The 13,243-nt window shown below is 35.2% G+C and carries 12 protein-coding genes; 6 read left to right on the forward strand and 6 right to left on the reverse strand.

Annotation, left to right across the window (positions count from 1 at the left end; translation table 11 throughout):
- Positions 1 to 34: 34 nt before the first annotated feature.
- Complete coding sequence (locus tag ACFEMA_RS02245; RefSeq protein ID WP_411766346.1) at positions 35 to 433, reverse strand: hypothetical protein; 399 nt, start codon at positions 431 to 433, stop codon at positions 35 to 37.
- 131 nt (positions 434 to 564) lie between these two features.
- Here ACFEMA_RS02245 and ACFEMA_RS02250 point away from each other — a divergent pair, with 131 nt between their 5' ends.
- Positions 565 to 960 (forward strand): hypothetical protein, encoded by a 396-nt coding sequence (locus ACFEMA_RS02250; RefSeq protein WP_411766347.1) that lies wholly within the window; start codon positions 565 to 567, stop codon positions 958 to 960.
- 183 nt (positions 961 to 1,143) lie between these two features.
- Here ACFEMA_RS02250 and ACFEMA_RS02255 read toward each other — a convergent pair whose 3' ends face one another.
- The gene (locus ACFEMA_RS02255; protein WP_411766348.1) at positions 1,144 to 2,145 is read right to left on the reverse strand and encodes an NAD(P)H-dependent glycerol-3-phosphate dehydrogenase; all 1,002 of its coding nucleotides are present in this window, start codon (positions 2,143 to 2,145) and stop codon (positions 1,144 to 1,146) included.
- 206 nt (positions 2,146 to 2,351) lie between these two features.
- Between ACFEMA_RS02255 and ACFEMA_RS02260 the strand changes: the two genes are divergently transcribed.
- A complete protein-coding gene (locus ACFEMA_RS02260) occupies positions 2,352 to 3,299 on the forward strand; it encodes a nicotinic acid mononucleotide adenyltransferase (RefSeq protein ID WP_411766349.1) in 948 nt (315 codons plus the stop codon).
- Positions 3,300 to 3,528: 229 nt separating this feature from the next.
- Positions 3,529 to 4,128 (forward strand): hypothetical protein, encoded by a 600-nt coding sequence (locus tag ACFEMA_RS02265; protein ID WP_411766350.1) that lies wholly within the window; start codon positions 3,529 to 3,531, stop codon positions 4,126 to 4,128.
- A 66-nt stretch (positions 4,129 to 4,194) separates the two neighbouring features.
- Here ACFEMA_RS02265 and ACFEMA_RS02270 read toward each other — a convergent pair whose 3' ends face one another.
- The 3 genes from ACFEMA_RS02270 to mfd are packed head-to-tail and all read right to left on the reverse strand — an operon-like array spanning position 4,195 to position 9,780.
- Positions 4,195 to 5,502: a TlpA family protein disulfide reductase gene (locus ACFEMA_RS02270; RefSeq protein WP_411766351.1), complete on the reverse strand. Its 1,308-nt coding sequence runs from the start codon at positions 5,500 to 5,502 to the stop codon at positions 4,195 to 4,197.
- Positions 5,503 to 5,545: 43 nt separating this feature from the next.
- A complete protein-coding gene (locus ACFEMA_RS02275; RefSeq protein WP_411766352.1) occupies positions 5,546 to 6,409 on the reverse strand; it encodes a DMT family transporter in 864 nt (287 codons plus the stop codon).
- Entirely contained in the window at positions 6,406 to 9,780 is a 3,375-nt protein-coding gene (mfd, locus tag ACFEMA_RS02280; protein ID WP_411766353.1) for a transcription-repair coupling factor, read from the reverse strand. Before mfd ends, ACFEMA_RS02275 begins: the two co-directional genes overlap by 4 nt.
- A 114-nt stretch (positions 9,781 to 9,894) precedes the next feature.
- Between mfd and ACFEMA_RS02285 the strand changes: the two genes are divergently transcribed.
- Positions 9,895 to 10,326: a TerB family tellurite resistance protein gene (locus tag ACFEMA_RS02285; protein WP_411766354.1), complete on the forward strand. Its 432-nt coding sequence runs from the start codon at positions 9,895 to 9,897 to the stop codon at positions 10,324 to 10,326.
- A gap of 51 nt (positions 10,327 to 10,377) precedes the next feature.
- Here ACFEMA_RS02285 and fbp read toward each other — a convergent pair whose 3' ends face one another.
- Positions 10,378 to 11,382, reverse strand: coding sequence for a class 1 fructose-bisphosphatase (gene fbp, locus ACFEMA_RS02290; protein ID WP_411766355.1), 1,005 nt, complete (start codon positions 11,380 to 11,382; stop codon positions 10,378 to 10,380).
- Between the two features lie 128 nt (positions 11,383 to 11,510).
- Here fbp and ACFEMA_RS02295 point away from each other — a divergent pair, with 128 nt between their 5' ends.
- Both ACFEMA_RS02295 and ACFEMA_RS02300 read left to right on the forward strand, forming a co-directional pair.
- The gene (locus ACFEMA_RS02295; RefSeq protein WP_411766356.1) at positions 11,511 to 11,987 is read left to right on the forward strand and encodes an N-acetyltransferase family protein; all 477 of its coding nucleotides are present in this window, start codon (positions 11,511 to 11,513) and stop codon (positions 11,985 to 11,987) included.
- The gene (locus ACFEMA_RS02300; protein WP_411766357.1) at positions 11,988 to 13,238 is read left to right on the forward strand and encodes an aspartate kinase; all 1,251 of its coding nucleotides are present in this window, start codon (positions 11,988 to 11,990) and stop codon (positions 13,236 to 13,238) included. It abuts the gene before it with no gap.
- Positions 13,239 to 13,243 lie beyond the last annotated feature (5 nt).

Raw genomic sequence — 13,243 nt, forward strand, 5'->3', positions numbered from 1 at the left:
GGCAGGAATCTCATAATTGAAATCTGAACCTTTATTAAAAATTTACAGCACCTTCAACGCTAAACACAGACTTTCTGAATTGTGAAGGTTTTTTGTCATTCAAAAGTTTTAATCCGCCACTTGCTTTAATCAGTTCAGAAAAGTGTTTTTCTCTATTTTGGTATTGTGCCTTGTTAGAATATGTAGTCACTAATAGCAGGTGAAAAGGGGTTTCGTCACTATATTCCGTTTTCAGTAATTGAAATGAATGGATATAACCTTTCTTAACCGCTTTAATTCTTAATTGCTTCCAGTTATTTTGAAAGTAATAAATTGCTTCAGCCTCATTATTATTTAATATTTCTACAGTTTCAATGGTGGTGATTTTATCACTAGTCTGAGAAAAGCCAAAATAACAGAAAAGGATAGCTGCAAAAAAGAATTTTAACTTCATGATGTATTGTTTTTAATGATGCGTTTCTAAATTAAAGATTTAGGTTTTTATACTTTTGTTTTTAAGTGTTAATTAACAAAGGACAAATTTCTGCTATTGTAGATGAGATAGTGAAATAAGTACAGCATAAAATGAAAAAAGACATCCAAATCCCAGAAGTAAAAGACGTCCATATTGCTGTGGTATCAGAAAAGCATTTAGAATACAAAACCCAAGACTGGAATGCCTATATCATTAATAATAGCGATAATGATTTAGACACAGTTCTCATAGTATCAAAAGGTTTCAACACCAAAAAAATGACACCTGTAATGCGACATACAATTGCCAAATTACCAGCTAGAAGTTATGCTAAGGTCGAATATCTACAAAATGCAGTCTTAGAATTAAACAATGAGTTTAAAGTCACATTTTTTAAAGGCAATCAGATGTTTGATAAAACGTATTTCTTCAGAAAGAATACGATTAACGAAAAAGCTTTACAGAATATTCCTTTGATGCAGTTGAAGGGTGTTTTGGTGAAATAACTTTCTACGCCCACGTTCGCAGAAGCTTTAACGGAGGCGCAAGGCAGAAATCTGATAATATGTAAACAACATTAACTGATTTTTTTAGTCACTGAGGTTCTCGAAGTGACCGAAGTGCAAAAAACATAATGCGGAATCCATTGTGATGAGATCCTGAATCAAGTTCAGGATGACAGAAGAGTCTCAATCCAACTTATCAGTCAATTTCTTAAACACCTTTTTCGGATTTTTGTTTTCGTATAAAATCTCGTAAACGGCATTGATAATAGGTAATCGAGTTTTCTTTTTGTTCTTTTTGTTGAGTTCGTGGGCACTTTTAGTGGCATAATAACCTTCGGCAACCATATTCATCTCCATTTGAGCAGATTTTACGGTGTATCCCTTGCCTATCATATTACCAAACATTCTATTACGCGAAAATGTAGAATAGCCTGTCACCAATAAATCGCCCAAATAGGCAGAATTATTGATATTGCGCTTCATCTTGTGCATCTTTTTAATAAAACGCTTCATCTCTCGTATGGCATTGCTCATCAACACGCTCTGAAAATTATCCCCATAACCTAATCCGTGGGCAATACCAGCAGCAATAGCATAGATGTTTTTCATCATTACCGCATATTCTACACCAATAATATCATCAGAGGTTTTGGTTTTTATGTAATCACTAGACAATGCGTTTGCTATGCCTTGTGCGGTAATAGGGTCAGCACAAGAGATGGTGAGATAAGACAAGCGCTCTAAAGCAACTTCCTCAGCATGGCAGGGACCAGCGATAACAGCAATGTTTTTAAAAGGAATTTTATAAATATCATGGAAGTGCTCACCAACCAACAAGCCACTTTCGGGCATTATACCTTTTACAGCTGATACAATTATCTTATCAGAAATATCGGTAGTAAGCTTTTCTAGCTCTGCATGAATAAAAGCAGAAGGGATGACAAAAATGAGTACATCGGCATAGTTAGCCATCTCGTTGATGTCGTTGCTCAATTTTAACTGCTCCGTCTTAAATTCTACAGAACTTAAATAACTTGGATTATGCTGCTCTTTTAAAATATGTTCTTTGGTATAGACACTACGCATATACCAACCCACTTCATCAAGATTTTCGCAAAGCATTTTAACAATGGCAGTGGCCCAACTTCCTGCCCCGAAGACAGCATATTTTTGTTTAGAACTCATATAGTGGATTAAAATTTGTAGTCTTTCAAAAATACAGAAATTTTAAGGAGTGACTCCCGGTGTGCCTTTGCATCAATTGGGACTTTATCAATAGAAACGTTTATAAATTTTCTAACATGTAGTTTAATATTCAGAAAACCAGCCTTTTAAAACTTTGGCACGTGTTTTGAAACTTTCAAAATAGAAATAACAAAAAACGAACGATTATGAAGACTTTAAAATTACTTTTAGTATTTGCCTTATCAGCAACAGTATTTACATCTTGTTACACAGAAGAAGTAGTCATCTTTGATGATGAACCAGGAATCTCTGTAAATCAATTATTAAATTCTTACGAATTATGGTATATTAATGTTAACCAGACCCGAGGTTATGGCGAAGTACCATTTTTACAGATTGGTTTTACCATATCTTTTAGAAACGGGGTGTTATATGCTAACAATAACTTGGTTGGTTTTGGGCAACAAGGTAATGGTTTTGGTATTCCGATAGGTGTTTATGAGGCTTATGACATGATATTAGATGTAAACCACGACCTAGATGGTTTTGATACGTTTGATGTCTTTCAAGTCGATAACAATACTATAGAGCTTTATAATCCGGCAACGGACACATCATATTTTTTAGATGGGTATCAGCGGTCTAATTTTGATTATGACTTTGTGTTCTATGATAACATTCATTATTTTTTACAGGAATACGAGGCTTGGGAGAAAAGCTATACTAGTGAGTTTGGTGTCTTTAATGAGTTTGATGAAGAAAACTACCTGCAGTTTTTAGCTGGTGGTAACGACTCAGAGTTTAGAAGCTCGCAAGATGCTAATGTCAGTAATCCAAGTCATATTCAATGGGATTATACAGGCATCTATGGTGTAGGTAATATTGCGGGAAATCTTAACCTTAAAAACTTAACATTAGATTATGATTATTTTGACAATGAATTCTTTGAATTGAGCGTTATAGATGACGGTACCATTGAACTATACCATGCAGATTCTGGTACAGTATATGAATTTAAAGGTAGAGGTTATATAGAATTCCTAAGAACGGGGACAACAAGTAAGGTCGAAGGTTCTGTAAAAACGGATACACCTAAGAAGAGAAAGCAAAAATCCCCTAAGGTAGATAACCCTAGAGAAAGTACTAGAAGCTAAATTTTGGTTGGTTATTTAGTTTCAGAGCGCTCAGCAAAACGCAAGTTTAGCTGGGCGTTTTCTTTTATTATAAGGTCATAATTCATCAAAAATGGCTTATATCATTAAAATTGTGCATTTAATCGGAACACCTACAGATTAAACGTAAATATCTGTTTTATATCGAATATTTAGCAGAGCATCAGCACCTTACAATACATTTACACCAGAACCCAAATCTAAAACAAAAATGAAAAAAGTAATATTCCTACTAGCTACTGCTGCATTATTATCAGCATCGTGTTCTTCAGAACCTATAGAATTAATTGAAGAAAACGCTGAATTTCAATATACAGTTGAATCTCATTTTATAGACCGATCTAACGCTCGTACAGTTGTTAATTTAGATGAAGAATGTTTTTATTCTGAATTAATGGCAGGCCAATCAATTCACGCAGGAAATATCATTATTAATGCCGATGCAATTGAAGGTGAAGTAACAGTGTCTTACCAAACAGAGGGTGAATGGACAATTTTAGAAACTCAATTAAGTATTAGAGAGTATAATGAATCAGAAACACCTGATTTTCCTATGACAGGTGGAGGGAACCCAAAAATTGGACAATTTGAAATCAACGAGAGCTTTGATGAAGATACAAATGTAGTATCGTTTACATTTAGCCAAGAAAATATAAATCATTTTTCTATAGCCGCACACGCTACTGTAGTGGACGGTAATGGAAACAGAGAAACAGCTTGGTCTGCAGGGGAAGAGTTCCCAGGAAGAAGCTGGGCCACATATACTTTGGTGGACTTAACAAATTGTTTTGTCTATTCCGAATTAGAATAAATAAGAATCGAACCGCGATAATTATTATTCATAATGCTAAGAGGATGCACTTACAAGTGCATCCTTTTATTTTTTGCTCAAATAGGTTTTTAATGCAACCATATCGTAGGGCTTTGCCATAATCTTCTTTCCTTTATCTAACACAAAATAAGTGGGAGTTGCAGAAATACCATAAGTGTTTACTATAGGATTGTTCCATTTTTGCAACCCTAGTGTATGAATGAAATCAGGATAGTTCTTTATTTCATTGGACCAACGCGAAGCACTATCTTCAATACCAAAGGCGATAACTTTATAGGTCGGGTAATTTTTCAGTAATGTTTTTAATTGAGGCAATTCTTCCAAACAATGACCACAATTACTACTCCAAAACACAAGAATATAGTTTTCAGAGTCATCAAGGTCAGAAAGCATTTTTGTTTCCTCATTTTGTGCACTAATTTTAAAATCTGGGGCAACCACACCAAGAGCTGTGTTTTTAAAAGTTGATAGGCGTTGTGTTAAATCAGTATCATTCATTTTGCTACTAATCGCTAATAAATAAGTGTCAGCAATATAATTGGCGATGTGATCTTTACCCATGGTCACAAAGCGCTCCCATAGCATTACAAAAATATCACTTTGGGTTTTATCAGAATAGGGCTTAATGGCAGTTGCAACCAGGTCAATATGTTCTTTGTATGTGGAATCTTCGGGGGTCTCTACAAGATTAAAAACAAACCCATTTACCCTATCACTAATAAAGGTTGAACTCTGTAGGAGTGGATCATCAAAATTTATCGAGGTAAAATAGTTTGACTTTAGGTTTTGTGAGTACGTTTTTATAGATTGATATTCAGAAGGAATGTAAGGTTTATTAGCTTTAATGAATGTATTGACCAAAGTGTTTTCTGAGGAATTTTCGTAAGCGGTTTGCGTTTCTTTTAAGGTCTTAAAAATATCCATGAAGGCTTTTTCGTCCGTACTTTCCTTTGAGTAGTAGTTACTAATAGTACGGTTAATAATATCCATGCTTTTAAGGTAAGACGCCCATAATTTATTCTCGTTCGATGTTAAAAATTCAACCCCATTTTGTAGGTCAAAGGAGAGCTCTACATTTTCTTTTCCATTGTAAATAAAATCGAAATTATTTTCTTCTGGTGGTAATGCGTAAATCACTTTATATATTCCTGGTGTTGCAGTAGAGTCTAATGCTATGGAAGCGGTTCCTAAGCTATCTAATTTGGCATTGGCAATAAATATGGGGTCAGCGGGAGTCATTTTGTATAAAAACGCATAAGTAAAATCCTCAGCAGGAGAGAATGTTGCTTTTAGTTCGTGCTGGGCAAACCCAAGAGCTGGCAGACAAATCAACAGAATAAGTAATTTTTTCATAATATAATTTTATAAGTCAGGCTCAATAATCGAGCCATCAATATCAGTTTTGTTTTTTAGAACGTACACTTTCAATAACTACCGTTGTTAAAATAAGCAAACCTCCCCAGAACGTATTCCAAGTAGGAATTTCCCCAAGGAAAAAATAGGCAATTGTAATTCCAAAAACGGGTTGCGCACTACCAATGATACTTGCTGTACTTACTTTAAAATATTTTAGGCTATTGACAAACATACTGTGGCCAATGGCCGTTGTCAGTAAAGCTAACAAAATAACGTATGGAAATTGTGTTTTAATATTTGAAACATCCATAAAAAATAACACAGGAATTAATACAACTGAAAGTATAAGCACTTGATAAAACATCAATGATGTACCATGGTATTTTGAAACCTGTTGTTTTAAAATCAAGGTCCTAAGTGCATAACATAATGCAGAAAAAAGACCTAATAATAAGCCTTGCAAATGGGTGTTTTTAAAATCGAGATCAGGAGCCAAAATGTAAATACCCAATAACACCAATGCCCCCAAAATTAAATGAATAGGGTCAAACTTAACCTTTGTGAAAAAGGGTTCAAGCAAAGCTATAATAATAGGGAATGTAAACAGAGAAAGCATGCCAATAGCAACATTTGAAAGTTGAAGCGCATAAAAATAGGTTACCCAATGCGCTCCCATAAAAACAGCACTTATAAAAAAAGAAACTGCATCTTTCCTTTTCTCTATTTTAAGGTTAATGCCTTTAAAAAGACAATAGCCTATAAGAAATACAGAAGCCAAAGCCGAACGCCACCAAATAGTCACGGGTGCAGGCATATCGATATACTTACCTAAACTACCAGAAGTACTAATAAACAACGTTGCTAATGTCAGCCAAAATAAGTGTTTAAGATGTGTCTCTTTCATATTTGAGACAAGATATTTAGAGCCTTTTTAACTGATGAAATGCCTTCAAAGCTAATGAGAAGACGAAGTCCATTCCTTGTCTGCTTTTCTTTCATCTTGCATTCCTTAGGGTGGGTTTGAACAAACTGAAGCACCTTTGTAAAATAATCACTTTGGTAAAATTTACTTTGCTGGTCTTGAATAAAATACCCAATCATTTTCCCTTTTTTCATGATGAGTTTTTCTATTCCTAATTTGGTAGCTAACCATTTTAATCGCACGCTATCCAATAAGTCAGAAACTTCAACTGGAAGCTCTCCAAAACGATCAATAATTTCAGTTTCAAATTGTTGAAGTTGCTCCTCCGTTTTAAGCTCGTTGAGTTTTGTGTACAAATTTAATCGCTCTGTGATATTATTGACATAATCATCAGGGAACAATAACTGAAAATCTGTATCTATAGTAATATCCTTAACGTATTGTTTTGGCTTTCCGTCGTCCTTATAAAGATCTGCAAATTCTGACTCTTTTAATTCTTCAATAGCTTCATTTAGAATTTTCTGATAGGTATCAAATCCAATATCGTTTATAAAACCACTTTGTTCGCCACCGAGTAAATCTCCGGCACCGCGTATTTCTAAATCCTTCATAGCGATATTAAAGCCGCTTCCCAATTCTGTAAATTGTTCTAGGGCTGTGATTCGCTTTCTGGCATCAGTTGTCATGGCAGAATACTCTGGTGTAATGAAGTAGCAAAAGGCCTTTTTATTGCTTCGGCCCACGCGTCCCCGCATTTGATGTAGGTCGCTTAAACCAAAATTATTCGCATTGTTGATGAAAATGGTATTGGCATTGGGCACATCCAATCCACTTTCTACAATGGTGGTACTTACTAAAACATCAAACTCGCCATTCATAAAAGCCAACATCAGCTGCTCCAATTTTTTACCATCAAGTTTGCCGTGGCCTATCCCAATTTTAGCATCAGGGACGACACGTTGAATCAATCCAGCAACTTCTTTTATATTTTCAATACGGTTATGAATAAAAAACACCTGTCCACCGCGCTGAATTTCATAACTAACAGCATCCCTTATCGTTTCTTCGTTAAAGCGAACGACATGACTTTCAATTGGGTATCGATTTGGTGGAGGAGTGGTAATAACAGAAAGGTCACGTGCAGCCATGAGGCTGAATTGCAAAGTCCTCGGAATCGGTGTCGCTGTTAATGTCAATACATCAACATTTTCTTTTATAGTTTTTAGCCGCTCCTTTACTGCCACTCCAAATTTTTGTTCCTCATCAACAATAAGCAAACCTAAATCTTTAAATTTTACGGATTTATTGGCGAGTTGGTGTGTGCCTATAATAATATCGACACTGCCTTTTTCTAGACCTTCTAAAGTTTCACGTTTTTCCTTAGCAGTTCTAAAACGATTGATATATTCTACAGTAACCGGAAAATCTTTTAAGCGTTCAGTAAACGTCCTGTAGTGTTGGTACGCTAAAATAGTAGTTGGTACCAGAACAGCAACTTGCTTACCATTGTCTACAGCTTTAAACGCTGCTCTTATAGCAACTTCCGTTTTTCCAAACCCCACGTCACCACAAATTAACCGATCCATTGGGCGCTCACTTTCCATATCGGCTTTTATATCTGCCGTAGAAGAAGTTTGGTCTGGGGTGTCTTCATAAACAAATGAGGCTTCTAATTCGTGCTGCAAATAACTGTCAGGGCCATACTGAAAGCCTTTTTTTAGCTTTCGCTTTGCGTATAGCTTTATGAGGTTAAAAGCAATCTCTTTTACTCTGGATTTGGTTTTTTGCTTTAAGTTTTTCCAAGCTTTACTGCCGAGTTTATATACTTTCGGTGGTTTTCCGTCCTTACCATTAAACTTGGTGATTTTATGAAGAGAATGTATGCTGAGGTATAAAACATCACGTTCACCATATACCAATTTTATCGCTTCTTGCTTTTTGCCTTCAACATCAATTTTTTGCAGACCACCGAACTTCCCAATACCATGGTCAATATGGGTGACGTAATCACCAATCTCTAAATTTGTGAGTTCCTTTAAGGTAATGGCTTGCTTTTTGGCATAACCATTTTTAAGATGAAATTTATGATAACGATCAAAAATCTGGTGGTCAGTATAAACCGCTATTTTTTGTTCAGTATCTATAAATCCTTGATACAGTGAAAGGACTATAGTTTTGTAGTGCACGTTTTGGTCGCTGAGGTCACTCGAAGCGAAAATATCATGAAACCGTTGCGCTTGTTGCTCACTCACACAAGCAATGTAGTTGGTAATGCCGTTAGCATGATTTTCATTCAAATCTTCAATCAACAAATTAAATTGTTTATTGAAAGCTGGCTGAGGCTTGGTGTTGAAAGTTATCTCAGACACTGAGGTTCTCGAAGTGTTTGTTCCCAAAAAATAGCTATGAGTCCCAAACTCCACTAGTGTGTAGTCCAGTAATTGCCGTTTTAATGTTTCAGAACTACAAAACAATTCATTTGGGGATGCATGTTTTATATCTTGCGATACATTTTGAAATGCTTCCTCGGCCTTTGAAAAATTAGTGTCGATTTTAGAAAAAAGCAGATCCGTATTTTTCAAAAAGACGGTACTTTTTGAAGACATGTATTTTAAGAAACTTTCTCTTTTTTCTTCAATAAATTTATTGGCAACATTAGGAATAATGCTCACTTTTTTGACCTTCTCTGTAGACAATTGGGTTTCGACATCAAAGGTTCTAATGCTGTCCACTTCATCACCAAAAAATTCGATACGGTAAGGCTCATCGTGCGAAAAAGAAAAGACATCCACAATACCACCTCTGACTGAAAAATCGCCGGGCTCCGTAACAAAATCTACACGCTTAAATTTGTAGTCAAAAAGCACTTCGTTTACAAAATCTATTGACAGATCATCCCCAACCTTGATTTTTAAGGTGTTTTTTTCAAGTTCTCTTTTGGTAATGACCTTTTCAAAGAGAGCGTCTGGATAGGTAACAATTAAGGCAGGTTTTTTTCTTGAATTAATTCTATTTAAAACCTCCGCTCTCAACAGAACATTAGCATTATTGGTTTCTTCAAGTTGGTATGGCCTTCGATAACTGCCAGGATAAAACAGAACATCCTTATCATTTATAAGCTGCTCTAAATCATTAAGGTGATAGGCAGCTTCTTCCTTGTCATCAAAAACAATGATGAATGGCTTATCGGTAGTTTTGAAAACTTCAGAAATAACAATAGATAAAGACGAGCCTACCAGACCTTTTAAATGGATATTGGAGCTTATGGAATTTTCAGTATTGGCAATAGTATTTCGCAGATTCTGCAGTTGCAAAGTCTGTGTGTAGGTATTTAAAATCAATGTCTTGCTCAAAAGCGATAAATTGAGTGTGCAAATATAAAATTTTTGACACTTGGATTAGGCTTAAATCTTTTATTAAATTTATATTTGTTGTCCGAAAGATATTTGATTAAAAAGTAGAGATATATGTCAATTTCAGATTTGTTCGAAAGTGGATTTAAAAGGCGAAATGAGGATCATTTTGCGGCTATAGTTAGAGTGGCAATGAGCGACGGTGTTATCAATGAGGACGAAAAAGCCTTTTTAGATAGATTGGCCACGAGTTTGGACGTCACAGAAGAAGAATATAAAAAAATATTAAAAGATTATAATACACACCCGATAAATGCTCCACATTCTTATGACGAGCGTTTAGAAAGATTGTATGATTTGTCACGAATGGTTTGGGCAGATCATATTGAAGGGCCTAACCAAGAACGTTTGTTACAAAAGCTATGTATTGGTTTAGGTTTTAACAGGGATAATGTAAAGTACATTACTGATAAGGCATTGACTTTGGTGCACTATAACGTCACTTTAGATGAGTTTATCATGAAGATGAAAACCATGAATCAATAGGAGCTTATAAATAGAATTATAAAAAGCGACAACGAAAGTTTGTCGCTTTTTTTATGCGTTATGCATAAACTCTTCAGCTTTTTCAACCATATTTTTACTGCCACATATAAAAGGCACACGCTGATGTAGTTCGGTAGGTTCTATGTCCATAATCCTCTTAAAGCCATCACTTGCCTTGCCATTAGCCTGCTCAGCAATAAACGCCATAGGGTTGCACTCGTATAAAAGACGAAGTTTACCGTTATAATCTTTAGAACTTTTAGGATACAGGTAAATACCTCCTTTTATCATGTTTCTATGGAAATCAGAAACCAAGGACCCAATATATCTCGATGTGTATGGGCGATCACCTTCTTCCATCTGGCAATATTTAATGTAATTTTTTATGCCCTGTGGGAAATGAATATAATTACCTTCATTAACCGAATAAATTTTTCCGTCTTCTGGGAACTCCATATCAGGATGTGAAAGATAAAACGTACCAATAGCAGGGTTTAGCGTAAAACCGTTGACACCACAACCCGTAGTATAAACAATCATGGTCGAAGTGCCATAGACCACATAACCAGCAGCCACTTGTTGATTGCCTTTTTGAAGAAAATCTTTTATGGTAACAGGGGTGCCTACAGGTGTTACACGTCTGTACACTGAAAAAATAGTACCGACAGAGACATTAACGTCTATATTAGATGAGCCGTCCAATGGGTCAATCAATACCACATATTTATTCTGGTTGTTTTCATCTTGACTATTAATCGCAATAAAATCATCTTCTTCCTCACTTGCAATACCACAAACAATATTACGCTTGGTCATGGTCTGTATAAATTTTTCGTTGGCATAGACATCCAATTTTTGTTGGTCTTCACCTTGTATATTGGTATCACCCGCAGCACCGATAATATCCACCAAACCAGCTTTATTGACTTCGTGATTTACTACTTTTGCCGCTAAGCGAATGGAGTTAATGAGCCGGGATAATTCCCCAGAAGTGTATTTAAATGAAGCTTGGTTTTCAATAATAAATTCACCTAGGGTTTGGTTACGTCTCGACATAAATGGAAGAATTAAATTTATGCATGCAAATATCGGAGGTTTTTTGAACAACTACAACGTTTTCGTAGTTTAAAAAATTATTATCTAAACTGAGTTTAGCCTATATTTGAAACTCAATAATATCGCCTATGTACCAACCAAGATTAGCCACCATAAATGACATGCCAAGAGTTTTGGAATTGATTCAGCAATTAGCAGAATTTGAAAAAGAACCCGATGCTGTTGAAGTGACTTTAGATATGCTAAGGAATGATGGTTTTGGTGAGTTTCCAAAGTTTAAGTGTTTTGTGGTTGAGGTAAATACTACTGTCGAAGGGTTGGCATTGGTGTATCCAAGATATTCAACTTGGAAAGGAACCGTTTTGCATTTAGAAGACTTAATCGTTAATAAAGAACATCGTGGCAAAGGATTGGGGACAAAATTGTTGGATGCTGTAGTAAAGTATGGTTCTGATTTAGGCGTTAAGCGCATAAGTTGGGAGGTATTGGATTGGAACGAATCCGCTATTGCATTTTATGAAAAAAAAGGAGCAAATGTAATGCGCGACTGGGATGTGGTTCAGCTCAATGAAGAAGGGATAAAAAATTATTTAGTACAATTGTAGATGAGAGTTTTTAAGTTTGGTGGAGCCTCTGTTAAAGATGCTAATGGAGTAAAAAATTTGGCAAAAGTTTTAAGTAAAACAGGTCATAAAGGGACTTTGATTATAGTGTCTGCTATGGGTAAAACGACCAATGCACTTGAAACGGTAGTAAAAAATTATTTTGAAAATAAAGACGAACTTCAAAGCTCTATACAAGATATTAAGAAATTTCATAACCAAATTCTTTTAGACCTTTTTGAGAATGAAAGACATTTTGTTTTTAATACAGTTAAATTACTTTTTGAGGAGTTATCGGGTTTTTTAAAAACCAATAAATCACCAGACTATAATTTTGTGTACGACCAAACCATTGGTTATGGTGAATTGGTTTCTACTACAATTATAAGTCATTACCTTAATGAAATTGGTCTTAAAAACACATGGTTAGATGTAAGAGAATATATTAAAACCGATAATTACTATCGTCGGGCAAATGTAGAATGGGACTTGACACAAAAAAACATCACTTCAAACTTTGATACCTCTCAGTTGAATATTACTCAAGGGTTTTTGGGGAGTGATGCCAATAATTTCACAACAAGTTTAGGGCGAGAAGGCAGTGACTATACAGCTGCAATTTTTGCTTTCTGCTTAAATGCCACAAGTGTTACCATTTGGAAGGATGTGCCTGGAGTTTTAAATGCTGATCCTCGTTATTTTGAGAATGCAAAATTATTGAACCAGATTAGCTATAGGGAAGCTATAGAGTTAGCTTTTTATGGTGCTTCTGTCATTCATCCAAAAACATTACAGCCTTTACAAAGAAAGGAGATTCCACTATTTGTAAAATCATTTTTAAATCCTGAAAATGCAGGGACATGCGTCAGTAAGGGCAAGACATTAGACCCAGAAATTCCATGTTTTATTGTTAAGAAAAATCAAATTCTTATTTCATTATCGTCATTAGATTTTTCATACATCGTTGAAGAAAACATTAGCGATATTTTTAATTTATTGCACTTGTATAAAATGAAGGTGGATGTCATTCAAAATTCTGCGATTAGCTTCTCCGTTTGTATTGATAATATCTATAATAATCTCGAAAAATTATTGCAGCATCTAAAAGCCAAGTTTAAAGTGCATTGTCACGAAAACGTCAGTTTATATACCATAAGACATTTTACACCCAAGGCCATAAATGAATTAGAAGTTGGTAAAACCGTGCTTTTGAAACAGTTGACACAAGAAACTGTACAAATTGTAACTAAATAAACATT

Source organism: Winogradskyella sp. A3E31 (assembly GCF_046720935.1).
Classification (GTDB): Bacteria; Bacteroidota; Bacteroidia; order Flavobacteriales; family Flavobacteriaceae; genus Winogradskyella.